General features: G+C 71.2%; 18 protein-coding genes, 4 pseudogenes and 1 riboswitch. Of the genes and pseudogenes, 10 read left to right on the top strand and 12 right to left on the bottom strand.

Translation table 11 applies throughout. From position 1 onward, the window contains the following. The first annotated feature begins 773 nt into the window (after positions 1-773). Genes Prum_RS47020 through Prum_RS47010 form a run of 3 tightly spaced genes read left to right on the top strand, consistent with a single transcriptional unit; the run spans position 774 to position 4,772 of the window. Complete coding sequence (locus Prum_RS47020; protein ID WP_173085956.1) at positions 774-2,885, top strand: MMPL family transporter; 2,112 nt, start codon at positions 774-776, stop codon at positions 2,883-2,885. Positions 2,886-2,928: 43 nt separating this feature from the next. Beyond that, positions 2,929-4,140: a sensor histidine kinase gene (locus Prum_RS47015; RefSeq protein ID WP_218577992.1), complete on the top strand. Its 1,212-nt coding sequence runs from the start codon at positions 2,929-2,931 to the stop codon at positions 4,138-4,140. Then, positions 4,128-4,772: a LuxR C-terminal-related transcriptional regulator gene (locus tag Prum_RS47010; RefSeq protein WP_173085952.1), complete on the top strand. Its 645-nt coding sequence runs from the start codon at positions 4,128-4,130 to the stop codon at positions 4,770-4,772. The genes Prum_RS47015 and Prum_RS47010 overlap by 13 nt, the downstream gene beginning before the upstream one ends. Here Prum_RS47010 and Prum_RS53325 read toward each other — a convergent pair. From Prum_RS53325 to Prum_RS46995, 3 genes and pseudogenes are all read right to left on the bottom strand, one after another. Beyond that, positions 4,769-5,433 (bottom strand): annotated as a pseudogene (locus Prum_RS53325) (ABC transporter permease). The gene Prum_RS47010 and the pseudogene Prum_RS53325 overlap by 4 nt on opposite strands. Positions 5,434-5,561: 128 nt before the next feature. Next, positions 5,562-6,350: an ABC transporter permease gene (locus Prum_RS47000; RefSeq protein WP_218577937.1), complete on the bottom strand. Its 789-nt coding sequence runs from the start codon at positions 6,348-6,350 to the stop codon at positions 5,562-5,564. After that, on the bottom strand, positions 6,347-7,324 hold the full coding sequence (locus Prum_RS46995) for an ABC transporter ATP-binding protein (RefSeq protein ID WP_173085950.1): 978 nt from the start codon (positions 7,322-7,324) through the stop codon (positions 6,347-6,349). The genes Prum_RS47000 and Prum_RS46995 overlap by 4 nt, the downstream gene beginning before the upstream one ends. Before the next feature lie 99 nt (positions 7,325-7,423). On the opposite strand from Prum_RS46995, the gene Prum_RS46990 reads away from it, so the two are divergent. After that, entirely contained in the window at positions 7,424-8,596 is a 1,173-nt protein-coding gene (locus Prum_RS46990; protein WP_173085947.1) for a hypothetical protein, read from the top strand. A gap of 13 nt (positions 8,597-8,609) precedes the next feature. Here Prum_RS46990 and Prum_RS46985 read toward each other — a convergent pair whose 3' ends face one another. The 7 genes and pseudogenes from Prum_RS46985 to Prum_RS46955 form a co-directional block, all read right to left on the bottom strand. Continuing rightward, a complete protein-coding gene (locus Prum_RS46985) occupies positions 8,610-10,067 on the bottom strand; it encodes a family 43 glycosylhydrolase (RefSeq protein WP_173085945.1) in 1,458 nt (485 codons plus the stop codon). A gap of 104 nt (positions 10,068-10,171) precedes the next feature. Further along, positions 10,172-11,632 carry an adenosylhomocysteinase gene (gene ahcY, locus Prum_RS46980; protein ID WP_173085943.1) on the bottom strand — a complete coding sequence of 487 codons (1,461 nt, stop codon included), beginning with the start codon at positions 11,630-11,632 and terminating at the stop codon, positions 10,172-10,174. 17 nt (positions 11,633-11,649) lie between these two features. After that, positions 11,650-11,728: riboswitch (S-adenosyl-L-homocysteine riboswitch) on the bottom strand. Positions 11,729-11,736: 8 nt separating this feature from the next. Further along, positions 11,737-12,696, bottom strand: a complete 960-nt coding sequence (locus tag Prum_RS46975) for an ABC transporter permease (protein ID WP_173085941.1) — start codon at positions 12,694-12,696, stop codon at positions 11,737-11,739. 3 nt (positions 12,697-12,699) lie between these two features. After that, positions 12,700-13,671: an ABC transporter permease gene (locus Prum_RS46970; RefSeq protein ID WP_246278807.1), complete on the bottom strand. Its 972-nt coding sequence runs from the start codon at positions 13,669-13,671 to the stop codon at positions 12,700-12,702. Continuing rightward, a complete protein-coding gene (locus Prum_RS46965) occupies positions 13,668-14,657 on the bottom strand; it encodes an ABC transporter ATP-binding protein (protein ID WP_173085939.1) in 990 nt (329 codons plus the stop codon). Before Prum_RS46965 ends, Prum_RS46970 begins: the two co-directional genes overlap by 4 nt. Next, positions 14,654-15,636 (bottom strand): annotated as a pseudogene (locus Prum_RS46960) (ABC transporter ATP-binding protein). Before Prum_RS46960 ends, Prum_RS46965 begins: the two are co-directional and overlap by 4 nt. Then, positions 15,633-17,369, bottom strand: coding sequence for an ABC transporter substrate-binding protein (locus tag Prum_RS46955; RefSeq protein ID WP_246278806.1), 1,737 nt, complete (start codon positions 17,367-17,369; stop codon positions 15,633-15,635). The pseudogene Prum_RS46960 and the gene Prum_RS46955 overlap by 4 nt, the downstream one beginning before the upstream one ends. A 118-nt stretch (positions 17,370-17,487) precedes the next feature. Between Prum_RS46955 and Prum_RS46950 the strand changes: the two are divergent. Further along, positions 17,488-18,416 (top strand): annotated as a pseudogene (locus tag Prum_RS46950) (phosphatase PAP2 family protein). Here Prum_RS46950 and Prum_RS46945 read toward each other — a convergent pair. Then, a complete protein-coding gene (locus Prum_RS46945; RefSeq protein ID WP_173085935.1) occupies positions 18,413-19,357 on the bottom strand; it encodes an ABC transporter permease in 945 nt (314 codons plus the stop codon). The pseudogene Prum_RS46950 and the gene Prum_RS46945 overlap by 4 nt on opposite strands. A gap of 191 nt (positions 19,358-19,548) precedes the next feature. On the opposite strand from Prum_RS46945, the pseudogene rho reads away from it, so the two are divergent. The 4 genes and pseudogenes from rho to Prum_RS46925 all read left to right on the top strand — a co-directional run. Further along, positions 19,549-20,652: pseudogene (rho, locus tag Prum_RS46940) on the top strand (transcription termination factor Rho); the annotation flags it as partial. Positions 20,653-20,661: 9 nt separating this feature from the next. Next, complete coding sequence (locus tag Prum_RS46935) at positions 20,662-20,802, top strand: hypothetical protein (protein ID WP_173085932.1); 141 nt, start codon at positions 20,662-20,664, stop codon at positions 20,800-20,802. A gap of 72 nt (positions 20,803-20,874) precedes the next feature. Then, positions 20,875-21,786, top strand: coding sequence for a hypothetical protein (locus Prum_RS46930; RefSeq protein WP_173085930.1), 912 nt, complete (start codon positions 20,875-20,877; stop codon positions 21,784-21,786). A gap of 88 nt (positions 21,787-21,874) precedes the next feature. Next, entirely contained in the window at positions 21,875-22,297 is a 423-nt protein-coding gene (locus Prum_RS46925) for an SSI family serine proteinase inhibitor (protein WP_173085928.1), read from the top strand. Between the two features lie 273 nt (positions 22,298-22,570). Here the strand turns inward: Prum_RS46925 and Prum_RS46920 are convergent, their stop codons facing one another. Then, positions 22,571-23,806 (bottom strand): HNH endonuclease signature motif containing protein, encoded by a 1,236-nt coding sequence (locus tag Prum_RS46920; RefSeq protein WP_173085926.1) that lies wholly within the window; start codon positions 23,804-23,806, stop codon positions 22,571-22,573. Between the two features lie 365 nt (positions 23,807-24,171). On the opposite strand from Prum_RS46920, the gene Prum_RS46915 reads away from it, so the two are divergent. Continuing rightward, positions 24,172-25,377, top strand: a complete 1,206-nt coding sequence (locus Prum_RS46915) for an NAD(P)/FAD-dependent oxidoreductase (RefSeq protein ID WP_173085924.1) — start codon at positions 24,172-24,174, stop codon at positions 25,375-25,377. Positions 25,378-25,451 lie beyond the last annotated feature (74 nt).

Below are 25,451 nucleotides of genomic sequence, written 5' to 3'. Positions count from 1 at the left end.
GACGGTACGCAGCACGTCCTCCGGGGTGTGCGCCTCCGCGGGGCTGGTCGCGAGCCGCTCCACGACCGCGCCGGTGCCGTCGACCACCCCGCCCGCGACCTTTGAGCCGCCGAGGTCCAGGCCGATCGCCAGGGGTACCGAATGCATTGCCATCTGTCGATTATCGGCCCTGCGAGTCAGCGCGGTGGGTAACCGATCTCGCCACCGCCACACGGCCCCAACCCACACCCACACCCACACCCACACCCGCGCCCGCCGCGCCCGCGGAGTCCGCGCCCGGCCGCGCCGCGCCCGTCCGTCCGTCCGTCCGTCGATCAAGGACTTCCGCGTCGATCAAGGGCAAATGGCCGTGGTTCGGAGATCGAAGCACGACCGTTCGCCCTTGATCGGCGGGAAAAGCCTTGATCGGCGCGGCGCGGCGCGGCGCTCGGCCCGCGCTCGGCTCGCGCTCGGCCCGCGTCTGGCCTGCGCCGCGCTCGCCGGGGGTCCGTCGATCAAGGACTTTGGCGTCGATCAAGGGCAAATGGCCGTGGATTGGAGATCGAAGCACGACCGTTCGCCCTTGATCGGCGGGCAAGCCCTTGATCGGCGGGGTAGGCCCTTGATCGGCGGGCCCGCCCTGGGCGGCGGGCGGAGAAGGGGAGCGGCGTGGGGGAGTGGTGTGGGGGTGCTGGCACTACCAGGAAGACGCGTTCGTGCACCATCGAGCGGGCGGGCGTCGATCCCTAGCGTCGATCTTGTCGATGTGAAGGGAGCGGGAGAGTGTTCGTGCGATGGGGATCGGCGGTGGTGCGCCATCCGGTCCGGGTGATCCTGGCCTGGGTGGTGGCGGTCGTCGCGCTGGGTGGGCTGAGCTTCGCCGTGCTGGGGAGGAGGGGCCGGCGGCGGTCTCGGGCAGCAACGAGGCGGACTTCCTGCCGGACCACTACGAGTCGGCCCAGGCGATGAAGCTGGCCGAGAAGGCGTTCCCGACCGGGGACGACGGGGGCGGGAGCGCCGTACTTGTGCTGTCGCGGGCCGACGGGGCGGTGCTGGACGGGCGCGACCGGGCCAAGGCGGCGGAGGTCGTGCAGGCGCTGAGTGACGCCCGGGTCGCCGGGGTGCGTGAGGTGGCGACGTCGGACGCGGCCCGGTCGCCGAACGGCAAGGTGCAGTTGGCGCAGGTGGCCTTCACCAAGGGCGCCTATCACGAGCAGACCCTGGCCGCCGTCGGCGACCTGCGCGCCAAGACACAGGATTTGGTACGGGGAACGGGGTTGCGCGCCGGCTACACGGGCGAGGCGGCGGTGGCTAAAGACACCGAGATATTGGATATTTTGGTCAGTGCCGGCATGCTGGTGATGATCATCGTGCTGCTCGTGGTGATCTTCCGGAGCCCGTGGGTGGCGTTGCTCAACATCCTGATCATCGCGCTGGTCGGCCAGGGCGTGGTGGCGCTCCTCGCGCTCGCCGCCAAGGCGTCCGGCGTCCTGCTTGACGAGTCAGTCAGCGGCCTGCTGCCCGTCGTGCTCTTCGGCGTGGGCACGGACTACGTGGTGTTCCTGCTCTTCCGGTACCGGGAGCGGCTGCGGCTCGGCGAGGACCGGCGGACCGCCATGGTGTCCGCGCTCGGCCGGGTCGGCGAGGCCATCGCGGTGTCCGCCGTCGCGGTCGCGGTGTCGTTCGGGGCGCTGCTGCTGTCCGGGTTCGGGTCGTTCCAGATCCTCGGTCCGGCGCTGGCGATCGCCGTACTCGTGATGGTGTTCGCCGGGCTGACCCTGATCCCGGCGGTGTTCGCGCTGCTCGGGCACCGGGCGTTCTGGCCGTCGAAGGCGTGGCGGCGGGAGCCGAAGGAGGGGCTCGCGGCGCGTACGGGTGCGCTGGTGGCCCGCCGTCCGGTGCGGGTGGCGTTCGCCGCGGTGGCGATCCTCGCGGCACTCGGCGCGGGCGCGCTCGGATACCAGGCCAGCTACGACATCGGATCCATCCCCGGTGGCACCGAGTCCGCCCGCGCGATGACCCAGCTGGAGGCCGGGTTCCCGGCCGGCACGCTGAGCCCTACCTCGGTCTACCTGACCGGGCCGGGCATCACCGAGGACGCCGCCGTGGCGTACGCGCGCAAGCTCACCGAGGTGTCCATCGTCGGCGAGGTCGGCGGCGTACGGGTCAACGGCGACGTCGCCCAGGTCGACCTGCTGCTGGCGGCGGACCCGCTGAGCGAGGAGGCGCTCGACGGGGTGGTGGACCAGCTGCGCCCGGCCGCACATGCCGCCGCCCCGCCCGGCACCACCGCGTACGTCGGGGGCGAGACGTCGACGTTCGCGGACGTGCGGGACGTGGTGAGCGCCGACATGACGGTGATCCTGCCGGCTGCCGGGGTGCTGATCGGCCTGGTGCTGCTGGTGATGCTGCGCGGGCTGTTCGCGCCGCTGTACCTGCTCGGCGCGGTGGTCGGCGGGTTCCTCGCCACGCTGGGCGCGTGCGTGCTGGTCTTCCAGGGCGCCGCCGGACGGCCCGGTCTGGACTTCACCATGCCGCTGATCGTCTACATGTTCGTGGCGTCGATCGGCACCGACTACAACATCCTGATGATCGCCCGGATCCGCGAGGAGATGCGGGAGGGCCGCACCGCGCGGGAGGCCGCCGCGGTGGCGCTGCGCCGGGCCGGGCCGCCGGTGGCCGCGGCCGGGGTGATCCTGGCGGCGTCGTTCGGGGCGCTGACGGTGTCGGCGACGCTGGCGCAGGTCGGCTTCGCGGTGGCGGTCGGGATCCTGCTGTCCACGTTCGTGCTGAGCTGGCTGCTGGTGCCGGCGCTGACGGCGCTGCTGGGCCGGGCCGCGTTCTGGCCAGCAAAGGTCCAGGCTCCGGAATATCGGATCCAACATGAATTAGTAGATGTCCACTGATCTGTGTCGGGCGGGTTCGGTGAGAATGGGTTCGGTGAGGACGATGGGGCGGCGGGTCGGGCGCGATCTGCGCGAGCTGCTGATCAGCGGCGGGATGGGCCTGGCGGCCAGCTTGCTGCTGCCGCTCACGCCGGTCGCGCTCGTCCTGTGCCTCGTCGGCGGGCTCGGCCTGCCCGTCCTGGTCGAGGTGGTCGGGGTGACCCGCCGGATGGCCGGCGCGCGCCGGCGCCGGAGCACCCCGGCCATCGCCTCGGCGTACGCGCCGCTGCCGGCCGGGGTGCTGGGCCGGGTCCGGACGATCCTCACCGACCCGGCCACCTGGCGCGACCTGGCCTGGCTGGCGGTCCAGGTGCCGGCCGGCATCCTGGCGATCGTGCTGGCCGGCCTGTGGCTCACCGGGGCGCAGGGCATCCTCATGCCGCTGATCTACGCGCTGGTGCCCCGGGACACCCGGTTCGACTACCAGGGGATCCCGATCACCGACTGGAAGACGGCGTTCCTCGTCATCCCGATCGGCGTGCTGGCCGTCCTCGCCGCCTACTGGGGGCCGCGGGCGTACTTCGCGGGGGAGGGCAGGCTCGCCCGCCGGCTGCTCGCGCCGACCACTGCCGCACGCCTGGCCGCCCAGGTCGAGCACCTGGCGCAGACCCGGGCCGCGGCGGTGGACGCGTCGGCCGTCGAGCTGCGCCGCATCGAGCGTGACCTGCACGACGGCGCGCAGGCCCGGCTCGTCGCGCTGACCATGAACCTGGGCATGGCGCAGGACATGTTCGACACCGACCCGGACGCCGCGAAGGCGCTGCTCGCCGACGCGCGGGCCGGCGCCCGGCAGGCCACCAGCGAGCTGCGCGACCTGGTACGCGGGATCCACCCGCCGCTGCTGGCCGACCGCGGCCTGCCCGGGGCGCTGCAGGCGCTGGCGCTGGCCAGCTCGATCCCGGTCGACCTCGACGTGCGGCTGGACCGGCGGCTCGCCGCGCCGGTCGAGTCCGCGGCGTACTTCACGGTGGCCGAGGCGCTCGCGAACGCCATCAAGCACAGTGGAGCCAGCCGCATCGCCGTGTCCGTTGTGGACGATGAGGGGTCGCTGCGGTTGCGCGTACACGATGATGGATCTGGTGGGGCGGACCCGGCCGGCGGCACCGGGCTGCGCGGCATCCAGCGGCGGCTGGCGCCCTTCGACGGCACCGTGCGGGTCACCAGCCCGGCCGGTGGTCCCACGCTCGTGGAGGCGGAGCTGCCGTGCGCGTCGTGATCGCCGAAGACCTCGTGCTGCTGCGCGACGGGATGGTCCGCATGCTGACCGCGTACGGCTTCGAGGTGGTGGCCGCGGTCGACGACGGCGCCACCCTGGCCGACACGCTGGTGGACGTGCGGCCGGACGTGGCGGTCGTGGACGTGCGGCTGCCGCCCACGTTCCGCGACGAGGGACTGCGGGCGGCGATCGCCGCGCGGCGCGCGGTGCCCGCGCTGCCGGTGCTGATCCTTTCCCAGTACGTCGAGCAGGTGTACGCCCGCGAGCTGCTCGCCGATCGGGCCGGTGCGGTGGGCTACCTGCTCAAGGACCGGGTCGGCGAGGTGCGGGACTTCGTCGACGCGGTCCGGCGGGTGGCCGCCGGCGGCACGGTGATGGACCCCGACGTGGTGGCGCAGCTGCTGGGCAGCGGCGGCCGCGGCGCCCAGCTCGCCACGCTGACCCCGCGTGAGCTGGAGGTGCTGGCCGTCATGGCCGAGGGGCGTTCCAACGGCGCCATCGCCGGCCGCCTGGTGATCACGGAGAAGGCGGTCAGCAAGCACATCAACAACATCCTGACCAAGCTGGACCTGCCGCCCGCCGACGACGACCACCGGCGGGTACTGGCGGTGCTCGCGTACCTCGGGAGCTAGTGCCCGGAGCTGGTGTAGTAGCGCGACTGCCAGCGCCAGAACCGGTACGCCAGGAACGTCAGCAGGCCGCCGACGGCGGGGGAGGCCCATGCCAGCCAGGCGGGCACGGCCAACTCGCCGGTGCGGTTCAGCAGCACGGCGGCCGGCAGGTAGGCCACGAACGCGAGCGGAAACACGAACGTCAGCCCGAACCGGGCCGCCGCGCCGAAGATCTTCAGGGGTAGCTGCCCACCTCGTTGAACACCGCGTCGATGCCGAACTTCAGCGACATCGTGCTCAGCAACCGGAACGCCAGCCCGGACGCGGCCAGCTGCAGCGACAGCTCGACCATCGCCCCGCCGAGCACCGCGAGCAGCAGGAACGCCATGGCCGCCGGCGACCAGTCCACCGGCGCCTGGAGCGAGGCGACCGCCAGCAGCAGCACGCCGCCGGCCAGGTCGCCGGTGGCGGTCAGGTGGATCCGCCGGGTGACGAGCTGGACGAGGGGGTTCGCGGGGCGGACCAGGTACCGGTCGTACTCGCCCTGGCGTACCACCTCGTCGACGCTGATGAGCTGCCCGAACGGCACGATCCACAGGCCGTGGGCGGTGAGCCGGATGGCGTACAGGAAGGCGACCTCGCCCAGCGTCCAGCCGCCGACGGTGCCGAACCGGCTCAGCACCGCCCAGATGAACGCCAGCCCCACGCCCTGGTAGCAGATCCCGCCGATCACGTTGATGAGGAAGTTCGCCCGGTACTGCACCTCGGCGCGCAGGGCCGCCCCGAGCAGGATCCAATACGCGCGCACCGTCAGCCGCCCTGCACCACGACGCGGTAGACGGCGCGGGACCAGACCAGCCGGGCCAGGGCGGCGAGCAGGCCCACCCACAGCACCTGGACGCCCAGCGCGGCGGCCAAGCCCGAGCCGTGCAGTTGGCCGAGGTACGCGGCGGTCGGCGTGTACGCGGTGGCCTGGAACGGCAGCAGCTGTGCCACCAGCCGCAGCGGCTCCGGCATGAACCACAGCGGCACCAGCGCGCCGGACAGGAACTGAGCCGCCACCCGGTAGATCATGAACATGCCGGTCGTCTCCAGCGTCCAGAACGCGACCATGCCCACCGTCAGCGCCAGCAACTGCGTGATCACGTACGCGAGCAGCAGGCTCACCGCGTAGCAGACCGCGGCGAGCGCCGAGGCCGGGGCCGCCGCGCCGCCCACCAGCAGCGCGAACGGCAGGACCACCAGGATGAACGGCAGGGTGGCCGCGGTGCCGCCGACCTGCCCGGCGAGCATCTGGCCGCAGAAGCCGACCGGTCGCAGCAGGTCCATGGCGACCTTGCCCTCGCGGACCCGCTGCGGGATCTGGGAGAACCGCCACGACGTGAACAGGGCATACTGCACCGACACCAGCGTCGCGTACGCGATCATGGTGTGCACGGACACGCCGGCGGCGACCTCGCGGTCCGCGTAGACCGCGGTCCACACCACCCGCAGCAGGTAGATCTGCACCAGCAGCAGGCCGAGCGTGAGCAGGAAGTCGGCGCGGTACGTCAGCACCGTGGCGAACTGCATCCGGGCGCAGGCCAGGTAGCGGCTCACGAGCGGTCGCCGGCGGCGTAGATCTGGTGGATCACGCCCTCCAGGTCGGGCTCCACGATGGACAGATCGGTGACCGGGTACGCCGCGAGCACCGCCCCGATCAGGTCGGCAACCTGCGTGCGGGCCGGGTCGAAGCGCAGCCACGACCGCCCGTCCTCGTGCTTGGTGGTCCGCGCGCCGGGCACCTCGATCCGCTCCTCCGCGTGCACCACCAGCTCCCGGTACGGCGCGTAGCGGGCCTTCAACGACGCCACGTCGCCGTCGTACAGGACCGTGCCGTGGTCGATCAGGATGATGCGCCGGCACAGCCGTTCCACATCGTCCAGGTCGTGGGTGGTCAGGATGACCGTGGTGCCGGAGTCGGCGTTCAGCTGGCCCACGAACGCGCGGATCCGTTCCTTGGCCACCACGTCCAGGCCCACCGTCGGCTCATCCAGGTAGAGGATGCGCGGCTCGTACAGCATCGCGGCCGCCAGGTCCCCGCGCATCCGCTGCCCCAGCGACAGCTGCCGCACCGGCGTGTCCAGGAACTCGCCCAGCCCGAGCAGCTCGGTGAAGCGTTCCTCGTTGCGCCGGAACCGGTCCGCCGGCACCTGGTACAGCTTGCCGATCAGCGTGAGCGAGTCGCGCAGCGGCAGATCCCACCACAGCTGGCTGCGCTGGCCGAACACCACACCGATCTGCCGGGCGTTGCGCTCCCGGTCCCGCCACGGCGTCACGCCGGCCACCTCGACCACGCCGGACGTCGGCACCAGGATCCCGGTGAGCATCTTGATGGTCGTGGACTTGCCGGCACCGTTCGGGCCGAGGTAGCCGACCAGCTCGCCCGGCTCGATCGCGAAGGTGACCCCGTCCACCGCCCGGTTCACCGTGTACTGGCGGGAGAACAGCGTACGCAGCCCGCCGAGCGGGCCGCGGTACCGCCGGGGCCGGCGGAACTCCTTGACCAGCCCCTCCACCCGGATGATCGACACGACTGGACACCCTGCCATTTCTCCCGGTCGGGGACAACCTGCGGGGCCCTTGGACCCGACAGATGGGTGAGGGCCGGCGGCCAACCTGAGGAGACGGCGATGACGGCGTCCGACGAGACGATGATGCGCGACCTGATGTCGACAGTGGACCCGCCACCCACCCGGATCGACCTGTCCGAGTTGGTGCGGAACGGCCGGCGGGCCGCCCGTCGCCGCACCCGGTCGGCCGTGGCGGTGGTGGGCGTGTTCGCGGTCCTGCTCGCCGCGTTCGCCGCGGTGACCGGCCTCGGCGCGACCCGCGGCGGCGACACCGGGCCACCGGCCGTGCGGCCCGCGCCCGGCTGCACCGTCGAACGGCTGGCGCTGCCCGACGGCACCCGGTACGGCTCGGTCAGCGCCGCCTCGCCGGACGGCCGCTACCTGGCCGGCTTCGCCGCCGGGGACGGGACGGCGACGCCGGTCCGCTGGGAGGGGCCGCGCCCCCAGCCGATCCGGGGCATCCGCGCGGGCATCGCCACCGGCGTGAACGACAGCGGAGTCGTGGTCGGCCGGACCCTGGGCGCCGATGGCCGTCAGACGGCCTGGGCGTACGCCGGCGACACGGTCGCCGAACTGCCCATCCCGGCGGGGTTCGACGGCGCCGCGGCGTACTCGATCAACAAGGCCGGCCACGTCGCCGGCGTGCTGTTCGGCGGCGGCCGGACGGCGGCGGCGGTCTGGTACGGCGCCACCGCGGACGCCCGGGTGGTCGTGCTGGCCGCGAAGGGCGAGGCGATGGCGTTCGGCATCGCCGACTCCGGGGTGGTCGTCGGCGCGCGGAACGGCGGCGGCCCCTACCGGTGGGACGCCGACGGGCGGGGCGGCCCGCTAGCCCAGCCGCCCGGAACAGCCGGCGGGGAGGCGCTCGGCGTGCGCGGCGACTGGGCGTACGGGCAGCTCGACGACGCGGACCGGCCGGCGCCGGACCTGCTGGGCGGCGTTCTGCGGCCCGCCGAGCGGCGCATCGCGGTCCGCTGGAACCTGCGTACCGGCGAAGCCACCGCCGTGGCCGCCGGCCGGACGGGTGCGATCAGCGCCGGTGGGCTGCTCGTGGTCAACCAGTCCGACGGCACCGCGACGCTGGTAGCGCCGGACGGTACGCGGCGCACGCTGCCGCACCTGGCCGGCTCCGGCCCCAGCAACGCCAACGCGTTCAACACCGACGGCACCCTGATCGCCGGCGACAGCGCGCGCACCCCGGCCCGCTGGACCTGCGGGACCGGGGCGCGCTAGCCGCGGAGTGCTCTTAGGAGGCGGGTTCGCCGCTTGGTACGGCGAGTGCGGTGTTCAGGGATGCGGGGGTGCCGAAGTTGGGGGTGCCGTCGGCGTTCCAGGTGAATTTTTGGGCGCGGGTGGAGCGGTTCATGTCGCAGCCGCCGCTGGTGGAGCTGTTGGCGTGGTAGACGATCCAGTCTTCGGTGCCGTCGGGGGATTTGAAGAAGCCGTTGTGGCCGGGTCCGTAGACGCCGTTGGCGTTGGAGCGTTGGAAGACGGGGTTGGCTGATTTGGTCCAGGAGGAGGACAGGAGTGGGTCGCCGCCGTTGTAGGTGAGCATGCCGAGTTTGTAGTCGGGGGTGGAGCAGTGTGAGGCGGAGTAGATGATGAAGGTTCTGCCGTTGCGTTGCAGGACTTCGCCGCCTTCGTTGACCGCGCCACCCACGGTTTCCCACGAGTAGGTGGGGGTGGACAGGGTCCGGCGGGTGCCGGAGGCGGTCCAGGGGTTGGACAGCGGGCGGATGAACATGGGTTGGGATCCGTTGTAGAACGTGCCGAGCAAATAGAGTTGGCCGTTGAGTTGCAGGATGCCGGGGTCGAGTTCCCAGGTGTTGTCCGCGGTCGGGTCGAGCATGTCGGCCTTGAACGTGTAGGGGCCCATCGGGTCCAGGCCGGCGCTTTCCAGCACGTGGATGCGTTGGGTGCCCAGGTTGTAGGGCTCTTGGCCGGCGGTGTAGTAGAAGTACCAGCGTTGCCCGCTCGGCCCGTTGAGCAGATGGAACTCCGGCGCCCACATCGTGCCGGCACCGTTCGGCCGGGTGAGGGTGAACAGCAGGGTGTCGGGGGCGGTGCGCAGCCCACCGAGCGTGGCCGACTTGCGCATCGTGATCGTGTTGTTCCACGTCGTCGTGGCCAGGTAGTAGAAGCCGTTGTAGTACGTCAACCACGGATCCGGACCTTGCGCCTTCAACGGGTTGTTGAAGGTCCGGTTGTTCGGCGGCGGCGTGGTCGGCGGGGCGCTGGTGGGCGGCGCGGTGGTCGGTGCGGCCGTGGTCGGCGCGGTGGTCGGGGTAACTCCGCCGGTGCAGGTGGTGCCGTTGAGGGCGAAGCTGGTCGGCACCGGGTTGCTGCCGGTCCAGGAGCCGTTGAAGCCGAACGCCGTGCTGCCGTTGGTGGCGATGGTGGCGTTGTAGGACATGTTCCGGGCGGTCACCGCGGCGCCGCTCTGCGTCACTGTCGCGTTCCATGCCTGGGTGACCGTCTGCCCGGCGGTGTACGACCAGGTCAGCGTCCACCCGTTGATCGGGTCGCCGAGGTTGGTGATGTTGACGTTGCCGGTGAAGCCGCTCGGCCACTGCGAGCCGACCGTGTATGCCACGGAGCAGCCGGCCGCGGCGGACGCGGCGGTCACGGCGGTAACGCTTCCCACCACGCCGACGGCCACCACCGTGGCCGCGGCGAGGAGGACGCGAGGACGCGCTTTGCGCATGTCAGGACTCCCGGGGGTATGCCGATGGGTGCGAAGGCGGTGCCCGGGAGCCGACTCGCGAGAGTCTCAAACTATACAGTCAGATCAATCGATGCAAGCGCGCCTCAGTAGCGGTAGTGGTCCGCCTTGTACGGCCCGGCGACGTCGACGCCGAGGTACTCGGCCTGCTTCTTGGTCAGCGTGGTCAGGCGCGCGCCGAGCGCGTCCAGGTGCAGCCGGGCGACCTCCTCGTCGAGGTGCTTGGGCAGCATGTAGACCCGGTTCTCGTACGCGTCGGGCTTGGTGAACAGCTCGATCTGGGCGAGGGTCTGGTTGGCGAACGAGTTGGACATGACGAAGCTCGGGTGCCCGGTGGCGTTGCCCAGGTTGAGCAGCCGCCCCTCGGACAGCACCAGGATCGAGTGCCCGTCGGGGAACCGCCACTCGTGCACCTGCGGCTTGACCTCGATCCGTTCGATCCCGGGAACGCGGGCCAGGCCCGCCATGTCGATCTCGGTGTCGAAGTGGCCCACGTTCCCGACGATCGCGTTGTGCTTCATCCGGCCCATCTGCTCGGCGCTGATGATGTCGGTGCCACCGGTCGTGGTGATGAACAGGTCCGCCTCGGCGACCACGTCGTCGAGGAGCACCACCTGCAGGCCGTCCATCGCGGCCTGTAGCGCGCAGATCGGGTCGATCTCGGTGACCACGACCCGGGCACCCTGCCCGCGCAGCGACTGCGCCGCTCCCTTGCCGACGTCGCCGTACCCGCAGACGACGACGATCTTGCCGCCGAGCATGACGTCGGTGGCGCGGTTGATGCCGTCCACGAGCGAGTGCCGGATGCCGTACTTGTTGTCGAACTTCGACTTCGTGACCGAGTCGTTGACGTTGATGGCCGGGAAGAGCAGGCGGCCCTCGGCGGCGAGCTTGTAGAGGCGGCCGACGCCGTTGGTGGTCTCCTCGGAGACGCCCCGCATGCCGGCGGCGATCCGGGTGAAGCGGCGGCCGTCCGCGGCCAGGCTGGCGGACAGCGTGTCCAGGATCAGCCGGTACTCCTCGTGGTCGTGCTCGCCGGCCTGCGGCACCGCGCCGGCCGCCTCGAACTCGACGCCCTTGTGGATCAGCAGGGTGGCGTCGCCGCCGTCGTCGACCAGCATGTTGGGCCCCTGCCCGTCGCCGAAGTCGAAGAGCTGGTCGGTGCACCACCAGTACTCGGCGAGCGTCTCGCCCTTCCAGGCGAACACCGGGCTGCCCGCCGGCCGCTCGACGGTGCCGGTCGGGCCGACGACGACGGCCGCGGCGGCCTCGTCCTGGGTGGAGAAGATGTTGCAGGACACCCAGCGGACCTGCGCGCCCAGCGCGGCGAGGGTCTCGATGAGGACGGCGGTCTGCACGGTCATGTGCAGCGAGCCGGCGACGCGGGCGCCGCGCAGCGGCTGGTCCGCGGCGAACCGGCGGCGCAGCTCCATCAGGCCGGGCATCTCGTGCTCGGCCAGCCGGATCTGGTGCCGGCCGGCGGTGGCCAGCGAGAGGTCCGCCACCGCGAAGTCGAGGCCATTGACGTGTTGCAAACGGGTGCTCACGAAGAAGGCACCTCCTGTAATAGGAGGCGCCCTTGCGGATTTCGCATGGCCGAGCGTGGCGGGTTGTTGAAACCCGTTGCAGCGCCTCTCGGCCTGTTTCGACGTTACGTCGGGCGCACCCTCGGGTCAAGCACCGCGTACGTGAGGTCCACCGCGAGGTTGGCGAGCACCACGAACGCCGACGCCACCAGGACGATGCCCACGATGACCGGCAGGTCCTGGGTGGTGACCGACTGGACGGCGAGCTGGCCGAGGCCGGGCAGCCCGAAGACGTTCTCGGTGATGATGGCGCCGCCGAGCAGCGCGCCCACGTCGATGCCCAGCTGGGTGGCGACCGGGGTGAGCGCGCTGCGCAGCGCGTGCCGGTAGATGACGCGCCGCTCCGACAGGCCCTTGGAGCGCGCGGTGCGGATGTAGTCCTCGTCCAGCACCTCCAGCAGCGCCGCCCGGGTCAGCCGGGAGTAGGTGGCGGCGGACACCAGCGCGAGGGTCAGCCACGGCAGCACGAGATGCTGCGCCCACTGGCCGGGACTCTGCGTCAGCGGGACGTACCCGCCGCCGGGGAAGGCGTCGATGCCGGCCAGGTGCAGCCGGAAGAAGAGAAAGTACAAAAGCAACAGTCCAACCAGGAACGTGGGCATCGACAGGCCGCCGAGCACGAAGACCGTCGCCGTGCGGTCGAGGAGGCTGCGCGGGCGCCGCGCGGCCATCACCCCGATGCCCACACCCAGGATCAGCCACAGTACGGCGCCGCCGAGGGTCAGCGAGAGGGTGACCGGGAGCCGGGTGGCGATCAGCGAACGCACCGGCTCGGAGTTGTAGTACGAGTAACCGAGGTCGCCGTGCAGCAGCCGGCTCAGGAAGTGGCCGTACTGGGACAGCACCGATTGGTCCAGCCCGAGCCGGTGCCGGACGAGGGCGACCGTCTCCGGGGTGGCCTGCCGGCCGGCGATCGTCCGTGCCGGGTCGTGCGGGGCGACGAAGAAGAGCGCGAACACGGCCACGCTGATCAGCCACAGCACCAGAACGCCGAAGAGCAGCCGCCGGACGATGAATCTGACCATCTTTCACCCCAGTGCGTCGCGGACGCTGTCGCCCAGCAGGTTGAAGGCAAGGGTGGTAATCAGCAGCGCCAGCCCGGGAAAGAGCACGAACCACCAGGCCACCTGGTAATACTGCAACGAGTCGGACAGCATGTTGCCCCAGGTCGGCGTCGGCGGCACCACGCCCATGCCGAGAAACGACAGCGTCGCCTCGAAGACGATGGCGGTCGGGATCAGCAGCGTGGTGTACACGATCACCGGCGCGACCAGGTTGGGCAGCACGTCGACGAACATGATGCGCAGGTCGCTCGCGCCCAGCGACCGGGCGGCCGCCACGTACTCACGCTCCCGGATGGACAGTGTCTGCCCGCGTACGATCCGGCCCACCGCGGCCCACGAGAAGAACGCGATGACGAGGATCGACACGATCAGGCTCGGCCCCGCGACCGACACCAGCGCGATCGCGAAGAGCAGGAACGGGAACGACAGCACCACGTCCATGAACCGGGCCAGGACGGTGTCGGTGGCGCCGCGGAAGTAGCCGGCGGTCACTCCTATCACGACACCCAGCGCCACGGCGAGCACAGTGGACAGTACGCCGACGATCAGCGAAACCCGGGTGCCGTAGGCGATCCGGACCAGCACGTCCCGGCCCAGGTTGTCGGTGCCCAGCAGGAAGTGGCGGCTCGGCCCGACCGGGAGCCCGGCCGGCGTCAGGCCGGTGTCCCGGTACTGGGTGTCCGGGTCGTGGCCGACGAGGTGGGCGATCAACGGCGCGGCGAGCGCGACCACGACGAGGGTGACGATGACCGCGGCCGAGGCGATCGCCACCCGGTCGTGGCGCAGCCGGGCGAAGGCGAGCCGCAGCGGGCCGCGGCCCTCGATGCCGGCGGCTGTGCCTGCTGATTCGCTCGCTCGCGCGGCGCTGAAGGCGACGTCTTTCCTCGTCGCTGCGCTCCTCAGTCCAGACGCCGCCGCGCCAGCTCGCTCGCTCACGCCGCGACCAGTTCACTCGTCGAGTCGACCGGGAAGTGGCACGCGGTGGCGTGGCTTTCCGGATCCGCGTCGCGGGACACCAGATGCGGCTCCTCCAGAGCGCAGCGATCCTGAGCCTTGGGACAGCGCGGGTGGAACCGGCAGCCCTTCGGCGGGTCCACAGGGGACGGCACGTCGCCGCTGAGCAGGATCCGCTGCCGCCGGTCGGCCAGGTCCGGGTCGGCGACCGGCGCCGCGGACAGCAGCGCCGCCGTGTACGGGTGCCGCGGCCGGGCGTACAACTCGGGCGCGGGCGCCACCTCCACGATCCGGCCCAGATACATCACCGCGACCCGGTCGCTGACGTGGCGTACCACGGACAGGTCGTGCGAGATGAACACGTACGTGAGGCCCAGCAGGTCCTGCAGCTCGTCGAGCAGGTTGATCACCTGCGCCTGGATCGACACGTCGAGGGCGGACACGGGTTCGTCGCAGACCAGCAGCTTCGGGCGCAGGGCCAGCGCGCGGGCGACGCCGATGCGCTGGCGCTGCCCGCCGGAGAACTCGGCCGGGAAGCGGTTGTAGTGCTCCGGGTTCAGCCCGACCAGCTCCATCAGCTCCTTGACCCGGCGGCGCCGGTCCCGGCCGTCGGCGATGCGGTGGATGGCGAACGGATCGCCGATGATCGACCCCACCCGGCGGCGCGGGTTCAGCGAGCCGTACGGGTCCTGGAAGATCATCTGGACGTCGCGGCGGATCGGGGCGAGCTCCCGCCGGGACAGCCGGGTGATGTCCCGGCCGTCGAAGACGATCCGCCCGCCGGTCAGGTCGTCGAGCCGGCAGATGAGCCGGGCCAACGTGGACTTGCCGCAGCCGGTCTCGCCGACCAGGCCGAGCGTCTCGCCGCGGCGTACCGTCAGGCTGACCCCGTCGACGGCGTGTACCGCGCCGGCGCGGCCCTTGAGCGGGAAGTGCCGGACGGCCTCGTCGACCTGGAGCAGATTCATGCCGCCACGCTCCTCTGTGCCCGCGTCGCCGGCAGCCAGCAGGCTGACCGGTGGCCGGCACCGCCGGCCACCGGCAGTAGTCCGGGCTCGTCCACCCGGCACCGATCCAGCACGTACTCGCAGCGGGGTGGAAGGGGCACCCTCGCGGCAGGCGGATCGGGCTGGGCGGCTGCCCGGGAATCGGCCGGAGCCGTCCACCGCCCACAGTGGACGGCACCGAACCGAGCAGGCCGAGCGTGTACGGGTGGTGCGCCCGGTAATAAAGAGTGTGCCGGTCCGCCACCTCCACCACTCGGCCCGCGTACATGACGAGAACCTCGTCGGCCAACTGGGCGACGACGCCCAGGTCGTGCGTGATGATGATCAGAGCCATGCCGAGTTCCCGTCGCAGGCGCATCAACAGGTCCAGGATCTGCGCCTGCACGGTCGCGTCCAGCGCCGTGGTGGGCTCGTCGGCGATGACGATCGTCGGGTCCAGAGCGAGCGCCATCGCGATCATCACGCGCTGCCGCATGCCGCCGGAGAACTTGTGCGGGTAGTCGTCGACCCGCTCCCGCGCGTTCGGGATGCCGACCGTGCCGAGCAGGTCGATCGCCCGCCGGTGTGCCTCCGCGCGGCGGACCGGGGCGTGTGCGCGGATCGCCTCCTCGATCTGCCAGCCCACCGTGTACAGCGGGTGCAGGCTGGACAGCGGGTCCTGGAACACCATGGCGATCCGGGCGCCGCGGATGCCCCGCAACTCGGGCTCCGGCATGCTCAGCAGGTCCCGGTCGGCGAAGAGCGCCCGGCCGCCGACGGTGGCCCCGCGGGCGAGCCCGAGCAGGCTGAGCGCGGCCACGCTCTTGCCCGAACCGGACTCGCCCACGATCCCCAGGGTCCTGCCCGCCTCCAGGCCGAACGACACTCCGCGTACCGCTTGTACCGTGCCGTCGGGCGTGGCGAACGAGACGGACAGGTCGCTGACGTCGAGCAGGCTCATGGCTGCAGCCAGATCTGCGTCACGTCGTACGCCTGGGCGAACGGCCAGAAGATGGCGTTGTGCACCCGCGAGGAGCGGAACAGCGCGGTCTTCTGCGTCTGGAACGGCACGATCGCCGCGTCGTTCATGATCTGCTCGTCGGCCTGGTGCCAGTACGTCGCGGCCGTGTCCTGGTCGGGCGCGGACAGCGCCTTGTCGATCAGCGCGTTGACCGCCGGGTTGTCGTAGTCGCCGTAGTCGACGGAGTTGGGCCCGTAGTGCCGGCCGTCGAAGAGCGGCTCGATGATGGCCCGCCCGTTGTTGCCGTACCAGTCGGGGACCCAGCCCGGCTCGGTGATGTCCCAGACCCCGCGCCTGGCCGCATCCGGGCTGTTGAGGTACTTGCCGTAGTAGTCACCCTGGTTGACCGGGATGAGCTTGTCGGTGATGCCGCACTTCTTCAGGTCGGCCTGCACCGCCTGCGCCACGGCCGGGTGGTTGCCGGCGTTGCGGTAGACGTCCTTGATCGTGATCCCGTTCGGGTAGCCGGCGTCGGCGAGCATCTGCTTGCACTTGCCGGGGTCGCCCTTGCTATCCGCCGTCGCGTACGGGTCGAACTGCTGGTAGCCCACGTTGCCGGGCGGTATCACCTGGCCGAGCGGCGTGTTGACGGCCGGCCCGCCGTACACCTGCCCGATCGCCACCTTGTCGATGGCGTACTCGATGGCCTGGCGCACCTTGACGTTCTTCAGCGCGCTGTTCGACGTCGGGCTCTGCAGGTTGAACAGCAGGTACGGGTTGGTGTCCAGGGCCGGGTAGAGGCCCAGCCGGTCGTCCTTGGCCGCCTGCAGCGCCGGGATGTTCGCGGTCGGCACCACGGTGTCCCATTCCAGGTCCGCCGTCCCGGCCTGGATCTGCTGCTGGACCGGGCCGGCGTCCTGGCCCATGGTGACCGTGATGTGGTCGACGTACTGGTGGCGCAGCGGGTCGGTGCTCTGGTCCCACGCCGGGTTCCGGTCCAGGTCGATCTCCTGGTTGGCCTTGTACTTCACGATCTGGTACGGGCCGTCGGAGATGGTGTGCTGCCGGAACGTGGCGTCGTCGGGCACGTAGTTCAGGTACTCCTTGGGCACCGGCGAGGCGAACGGCATCGCCAGGATGTTGACGAAGTCGCTGGCCGGCTGGGTCAGCGTGAACACCAGCGTGTGGTCGTCGGTGGCCCGGACGCCGGAGATGTCGTGCCCGTTGACATACGCCGCGATCGCCGACGCCGTGCCGGGCACCTTGGCGAAGCCGTCGCAGTACGCCGTCATCCCGACGATGGTGTTTTCGTAGTAGCCGGGCGCGCCGACCGGGCTGACCGGGTTGCACAGCCGCTTGAGGCCGAGCACCGCGTCCTGCGCGGTCACGTCGCGCGCCGGCGTCGTGTTCCACTTGACGCCCGTGCGCAGATGGATCGTGTACGTCTTGCCGTCCGCGCTGATGCCGCCGTTGTCCTTGGTCGGCAGTTCGCTGGCGAGGTCCGCGACCGGGGTGTTCGCCGCGGTCGTGTCGGTCGTCGCGGGATAGCTGAACAGCTGGCGGGTGAACGCCCGCACCAGCGTGTAGCTTGCCGTGTAGTAGGCGCTGGCGGTGTCGAGGTGGTCGACGTCGCTGCTGCCCAGCAGCTTGAGCGTACCGCCCTGGACCGGCTGGTCGCCGGAGGACGCACCGCCCCCGCTGCTGCTGCCGCAGGCGGCAAGGGTGACCGCCATGACGGACAGGATGGATACGGTGGCCGCGGTTGTTACCGGGCCACGTCGCCGGGATGCCATCTCGCTCCTTCCCGATCGGGTGACGAGATGACGTTGCGCCCCGGATGATGAGACGACGATGAGAACGGGAATAAGGGGTTCCGTGACCGTAGAGACGCAGACCCGGGTCCGGGGCAGTACCGTCGCGTTCCCCGCGTTTTGGCTGCTCCTGGTGGGTGCCGCGGAGGCCGCCGCGCTGGTGGCGCTGTGGCGCTTCTTCGTGCGCGGCGAGCCGGGCCAACTCCTCGACACGATCGCCCTGGCCGGCAACACCATCGGCCAGGACCGGGTCGACGGGCTGGCCAACACCGTACTCAACGCGGTGTCCCTGACGTCGCTGGCCGTCGCGACCGCGATCGTCGCGGTGGTCGCGCTGGCCCGGGGCCGGCTGCTGCTGACGCTGGTGGCCACCGCGTTCGTGGTGGGGCCAACCTGACGACCCAGGTGCTCAAACACGGCCTCTACCGGCCCGACTTCGGCATCGATCCGGAACGCGCGAGCGCCGGCAACAGCTTCCCCAGCGGCCACGCCACGGTGGCCATGTCGGTGGTCGTCGCGCTCGTGCTGGTGCTGCCGCCCCGGGTACGCGGGCTGGCGGCGGTGGCCGGAGCCGGGTACGCCACGGTGGCCGGCGTCGCCACCATGTCGCTCGGCTGGCACCGCCCCAGCGACGTGGCCGGGGCGGTGCTGATCGTCGGCGGGTGGGCGGCCGCGGCCGGGCTGCTGCTGGTGCTGGCCCAGGGCCGGGACGCCTACGTGCGGACCGGGGACGCCCACCCGTTCGCGGCGGTGGCGCTGATGATCACCGGGCTGGCGCTGCTCGCGGCGGCGGCCTGGGCGTACCGGGCCACCGACGCCGCGAGCACGACGCCGGTCGACGAGATGGGCCGGACCACGCTGCTGACCGCGTACGCCGGGGCCGCCGCCGGCATCGCCGGCGTCACCTGCACGGTGCTGGCGCTGACCCTGGCCACCGTGCACCGCATCGTGCCGTGGCGGACCGCCTAGGTCAGCTGGTTGGGCCTGAGCGCCTCCAGGGTCCGGCTGACCAGCACACCGAGCAGGATCGCCACGATCGATATCAGCCAGATCGTCATCCAGCGCGGTGCCTCGGTCTGGATCAGGCCGTGGTTGGCCACGACGAGCACGGCGCTGGCCAGGACGGTGCCGGCGATGCCACCGCGCCCGCCGAACACGCTGACCCCGCCGAGCAGCGCCGCACCGATCGCGATCAGGAGCCGCCCGCCGTCGTCGCCCGGCGCCGCGGCGGCCAGGTACGACACGATGACCAGCCCGGCGAGCGCGGCGAGCACGCTGGAGCCACCGATCCCGACCAGCGCGCCGACCAGCCGCGACGGTTGGAAGCGAACCTTGTCACCGCCCAGGTCGGCCGGCGTACGGCTGGCGCCGAGCGCCGCCCGGACGGCCGGCACCTGCCACAACAGGCCGCCGCCGATGGAGATCACCAGGAGCAGCAGCGTCCACAGCACGGCGGTGCCGGTGCCGGGCGGCCCGCTGCCCAGCGGCAGGACCAGGCCGTCGGTGAGCCCGTACGTCGCTGCCTGCGTGATCGCCAACCCGCCGAGCGTGACCGCCCACGCCGGGGCCGAGGTGAGCCCGGTCAGCACGCCCAGCACCAGTCCGATGAGGAGCGCCAGGGCCACCGCGGCGACGCCGGCCAGCACGCCGGACCAGTCCTCCTGCGTGAGCTTGGCGTACACGCACCCGGTCAGCACGGCGATCCCGCCGATCGCCAGGTTCGGTGTGGCGGTCCGCAGCGACAGGGCGAACGCGCTGGCCAGCAGGCCGACGTTGGCCAGGTTGAACCACACGAACGAGCCGCGGAACAGGTCGCCGGTGGCGGTCACCACGAGCACGGCGACCAGGAGGACGAGGAACAGCACGCCTTCCCAGACCAGGTGAGGCAGGATCGCCCGGTATCGGGACATCAACGCTCCTTCGGGGGTTGGGGGCCCCGAACATAGCGGGTACGTGCTACCGTTGGTTGATCGCATCCGCGGATGCCGGCTGACGCTTCGCCGCCCGCATATCTGACTCGCCCGCATGGTTCTCTCCTCCGGTTTCCTTACTCCGGACCTCACTTCATGGGAGTTTCCCTATGAGTCCACAATGGACAGATCTACCCATCTCCGGGATCGTGGATCCGGCCGGCTTCGTCCGCGCCGACGGCTACGCGCCCGGCCCCGGCGACGCGTACCTGCCGGCCGGGCTGATCCGGCGGCACGGACTGCGCGCCGGCGACCTGGTCACCGGCGCCGTGCGCGCCGGCGGCGAGCCGGCCGGCGGCGCCGGGCGGGGCGGCAAGGCCGCGCCGCTGGCCCGCCTCGACACCGTGAACGGCATGGACCCCGAACAGGCCCGCGGCCGGCCCGACTTCTACCAGCTCACCCCCATCTTCCCGCGGGACCGGCTGCGGCTGGAGACCGAACCGCACATCCTGACCACGCGCGTCATCGACCTGCTCATGCCGATCGGCAAGGGCCAGCGCGCGCTGATCGTCTCACCGCCCAAGGCCGGCAAGACGATGGTGCTGCAGGCCATCGCCAGCGCCATCACCCGCAACCACCCCGAGTGCCACCTGATGGTGCTGCTCGTCGACGAGCGCCCGGAGGAGGTCACCGACATGCGCCGGTCGGTCAAGGGCGAGGTCGTCGCCTCGCCGTTCGACCGGCCGCCGCACGAGCACACCGCCGTCGCCGAGCTCGCCATCGAACGCGCGAAGCGCCTCGCCGAGCTCGGCCACGACGTGGTGGTGCTGCTGGACTCGCTGACCCGGCTCGGCCGCGCGTACAACCTGGCCGCCCCCGCGAGCGGGCGGATCCTGTCCGGCGGCATCAGCACCACCGCGCTGCACCCGCCCAAGAGGCTGCTCGGCGCCGCCCGCGCCCTGGAAGAGGGCGGCTCGCTGACCATCGTCGCCAGCACGCTGGTCGAGACCGGCTCGGCCGGCGACACCCTGATCTACGAGGAGTACAAGGGGACCGGCAACGCCGAGCTGCGCCTGGACCGCCGGCTGGCCGACAAGCGCGTCTTCCCCGCGGTGGACGTGCACGCCTCCGGCACCCGCAAGGACGACCTGCTCCTGGCGCCGGACGAGCTGGCGGCGATCGGCCAACTGCGCCGCGCCCTGTCCACCCAGGACGCCCAGCCCTCCCTGCCGCGGCTGCTCGAGCAGCTCACCAAGACCCGCGGCAACGCCGAGTTCCTGGCCCGCTTCCGGTAGCCTGCGTCTATGCGACAGATGTCAATCACTCCCGGGCTGCGCCGCGCCGTGATCACCGCGGTGGCCCTGGTCCTGGCGGCCGCGGTCGCCCTCCTCGCCAACCCGGCCGCGCAGGCCCTCGTCCACGCCGGCATCCAGGGCAGCGGGTAGTTCGCAGGCACGCCGGGTGACCTCCCCCGACGAAGCAAGTGGCGGTCGCCGGCGACGACCACAGTGGGCTCATTGGTACTGGCCGCCATCGTGGCCGGTGCGCTGCTGCGGTACGCCGACCGCTACGCCACCAACGACGAGTTCGCCGATCAGTTCCGCGGGTGGGTCGCGGTCGCCGTCCTCTCGCTGGGCATCTGGTCCGCCCTGTTCACCCGGGGCCTGTCCACCGTCCACGAGTTCCGCCGGATGTGGCCCCGCGGGCGCGTCTGGTGGACCTGGCACTTCGGCGCGTACGCCCTGCTCGTGGCGTCCGTGCTGGCCATGCTGACGCTGAACAACGCCGGCGAGAAGATCGTCGTACCGATCGACGGCTTCCCGACGATCACCCGGACGCTGGTGCTGGTCGCCGCCACCGCCGCCGCGCCGTGGGTGCTGACCGTGTGGCTGGCCCACGAGCAACTGCGGATCCTGCGCGCCGAGGTCGACAAGGTCCGCCCTCCCGAGCTGATCGAAGAGCTCACCGTGGACAAGCTGGACGGTGCCGCGATCTCGGCCGCCGTCACGCACAGCCTGGCGGTATGGAAGGTCATCGAGCGGTGCACGCTGTCGCTGGCCCTGCTGGTGTCCACCGCCGTCTTCCTCAGCGGCGCCCTGCGTCTCGCACTGATCAACTCTCGCGCCCTGGCCGACGACGTCTTTCCCGCGTCCGCGGTGCTCAGCTACGGCGCCTTCTTCGCCGCCGTACTCGCCCTCGCGGTCGTGCCGCTCGTGCTGGCCTGGCGCTCACACGCGTTCCGCCTGGTCGAGGCCGCGCTCGGCGAGCCGAGGCACGGCATCCCCGACCAGACCTGGCTGGACGGCCGGGAGCGGCTGGAGGCACGCCTGCGCCTCGACACCAACGTGCTGCGGAGCCCCATCACCGCGGTGAGCGTCGCCTCGCCCCTGGTGACCGCGGTGCTGGCCGCTCTGGTCCCGAACGCCTGAGACTTCGCCGACTTCCTGGCACGAATGTCGCCGGATCGTCATCCCCAGGCATCGATGTCACCGCATTCGCGGCGCGCAGGCTGTAGGTATGCGTTTCCTACGAGTTGTCAGCACGTACGCGGCCGCGGTGCTTCTCACGGCGGCGGTCGCGTCGCCCGCCTCCGCCAGTGCTTCCGCCTCGTCGGTCGACGAGCCGGGAGCGGTCTTGAACCTTTCGTGGAGTGCGCCCGCGGCCTCGAACCAGGTGTTCACCACCACCTTGACCTGCCACCCGGCCGGCGGCGGCGAGGAGTGGTATCTGGACCCGGTACTGGCCTGCGGGGACCTCACGGCGGCGGGCGGGGACTTCGAGGCACTACCCGGGCGGCTGCTCAGCTGTGAGGGCGTGCAGGGCTGGGCGATCCGCACCACCGCCGCGGGCCACTGGTTCGGACAAGCGGTGAGCTACGACGAGCTGCACGCCAACTGGTGCGAGGCCAGAAAGAAGCTCGGCTGGGTCTTCACGTTCTAGCCCCTGAGGTCTCGCGTCATGATGCGCTTGCACACGTCCGTCGTAGCCCTGTTCCTTGGCCAACGACGAGGCGAAGGCGTGCGGCGCCTCGGCGAGTGCTGCGAGCCTGACGTCGCGCCAGGTCTGCCAGTCATCGGGTCCGAGACGGCGCACATGGATGCTCATGCTGGTGGTCCTCCCGGTTGGTCGCGCCGACGGTACAAACAGCGCCGGTGCCAAGCAACGGAATATCGCCCCGATTGGACATTCCATTGTCTTGCCGAGGCCGCGGTGTCACTCGCGGTGGTGGTAGGTGTTGCGGCGTGGTCGGCGCTCCAGGTCCACGTACGCGGGTGGGATGAACTCGGGCATCCCGTCCGCCGCGATCCGGACCGTCCAATGCCCACGATGGATCAACCGATGGTGGTGGCCGCACAACATGACGCTGTTGTTCAAGGTGGTGGGTCCGCCGTCGGCCCACGACCGGATGTGGTGTCCGTGGCACCAGCGTGGTGGTCGGTCGCAGCCGGGGAACGCGCATCCCTTGTCCCGCAACTCCAGCGCCCGGCGTAGTGGTCCGTTGATCAGCCGGCGGGTGCGGCCGAGGTCGAGGATCTGCCCATCGCCACCCAGGACGGCGGGGATGATTTTGGCGTCGCAGGCCAGCCGGCGCACCTGCTCCGGGCTCAGCCGCTCACCGGTGTCCAGGGTGCCGACACCGAGAGCGAGGCGCAGCATGTCGAACGACACCGTCACCACCACGTGCGGCCGCTCCCCACCGCTCTCCGGCAAGTCCTCGGTGCGCATCGCCAGGTCGCAGATCTCGACCAACGCATCAGCCCGGCGCTGCGCCGGGGTGCGCACGTCTACGTCGTGGCGGGGTGCGCACAACGGATCCAACGCGGCGTTGACGGTGGCGGCGCCGTCTTCGTCCAGCCAGCCGGTCAACCGGACGCGCCCGTCACCGTGCCGGGTCAGGTGGAACGCGCGGGTCTGCCGCGCTCTGGCTTCCATGCGTTCGAGTGCGTCGGCGTCGGCGGCCTCGGCGAGTTCGGGGGCGACGTAGGCGAGGATGCCTTCGCCGTAGCGGCGCAGCGTGTTCGGCTCGAACTCGGCGGCCCGACCGATCATGGCCTTCTCCGCCTTGCCCACCACCTCAGCGGGAAGCTGCTGTAGCGCGGCCGCGATCACCTGCGCCTGCTCGGTGTTGACCAGACCGTCGGCAACCGCCTTGGCCAGGACGGGCCGCGCGTCGAGGGCTTGGGCCAGCTCCAGCATCCGCTTGGCCGCGTGCGGACTGATCCGCAAATGCTCACGCAGCCACGCTTTCGTGCTGGAGGCGTGCTGCGTGATGGCCAGACCGCGGCTGTCGATCTCTCGAACCAGCCGCGACTGCAACGCCACGACGGCCTGGGTGATGGCGTGCACGGCGTCCAAACACTCGACCAGATCCTCGTCGCGCAACGACCAGGTGGGCGTGTTGACGCCAGCGTCGGCCGTGGCCTTGAGCTGCGTCAACACGTCTGGCATCACCCATCTATTGTCGTACAGGCGTGCGAAGATCACTGCCCCGTATGGCGGCCAGTTTGTTGATCAGGGAGCAGTTCGCGCGTGTCGCCGGCGTGTCGGCGAACTTTCTGGCACGGGACCGCTCCCGGCCTCCCGGAGGTCCTGAGGTCCACATCGGACAGAGCCATCAAGGTCTCCGACGGACCACGGACTACGGATCAGATCGCCTCGACGCACGCATAGATCTTGCTCACTTTTTGTTGCCCTGGCGACGGTAGGTCACCAGCCTCCAGCACCAGGTCGATGGTGGCCGGGCGCCGGCGCTATGGCCGCTTCGCGCGTTCGAGGGACGGCGGGCTGAGCCCGGGATCTGTCAAGCTGGGTGGATGTTTGACGTCATCGTGGTGGGCGCGCGTGTCGCCGGTGCCCCGACGGCCATGCTGCTGGCGCGCCAGGGGCATCGGGTGCTGGTGGTGGATCGGGCGCAGTTTCCCAGCGACGTCATCTCCACGCACCTGCTGCATGTGCCGGCGGTGGCGACGTTGCGCCGGTGGGGTCTGCTGGAGCGGGTGCTCGCCTCGGGTCCGCCGCCGCACGAGTTCTTCCGGATGGACTTCGGCGCGTTCGCCATCGCGGGCCCGCCACCGGCCGTGGACGGCGAGCGGTACCCGTACTGCGTGCGCCGGACGGTGCTGGACAAGGTCCTGGTGGACGCCGCCGCCGAGGCCGGTGCCGAGGTGCGGGAACGGTTCACTGTGGAGGGTCTGCTCGTCGAGGACGGCGCCGTGGTGGGGATCCAGGGTCGGGATCAGTCGGGGACGCTGGTCACCGAGCGGACCCGGCTCGTGGTGGGCGCCGACGGGCTGCGGTCGACGGTGGCGCGCGCGGTCGGTGCCGGCTATTACCACGAGACTCCGGCGCTGACGGCGACCTACTACGCGTACTACCGTGGCGTCTCCGGTCGTGGCACGGAGATCTACAACCTCGGCGACCGGGCGGTCGTGGTCTTCCCGACCAACGACGACCTCGCGTGCGTCTTCGTGGCCTGTCCCACCAAGGATTTCGGGCGGTTCCGCACCGATGTGGAGGGTGAGTACCTCGCCGCGATCGACCGGGTGCCCGACCTGGCCGCGCGGGTCCGCGCCGGCGAGCGCGTCGAGCGGATGCGGGCCACCGCCGACCTACCCAACTTCTTCCGTACGGCGTGCGGGCCGGGCTGGGCGCTGGTCGGCGACGCCGGCTACCACAAGGACCCGTGCCTGGCCGCCGGCATCATGGACGCGTTCATCTGCGCGGAGTTGCTGACCGAGTCGGTCCACAGCGGACTGACGGGGGACCGGCCCATGGCGGCGGCGCTGGCCGACTACGTGACCCGCCGGGACGGGTGGTTCCTTCCGTACCTGGATCTGACCACGCAGTTGGCCGCGATGGAGCCGCCACCGCCCGAGCGGGTCGCCCTGCTCGCCGCGATCGCGGCCGATCCGGCCGAGTCGAGCCGCTTCTTCGGCGTGCTGCAGGGCAGCACACCGGTGGGGGAGTACCTCTCGCCGGACAACGTTCAGCGCATCATGGCGGCGGCCGCCGCGCGGTAGTCCGCGGCCGCCAGAGTACGGCCATGCGTTCGTGGGCGGCGACGAAGACCGGGTGGCGGGCGGGTCAATACGGT

The organism is Phytohabitans rumicis (assembly GCF_011764445.1).
Taxonomy (GTDB): Bacteria; Actinomycetota; Actinomycetes; order Mycobacteriales; family Micromonosporaceae; genus Phytohabitans; species Phytohabitans rumicis.
This window is presented reverse-complemented; position numbering and strand designations above follow the sequence as displayed.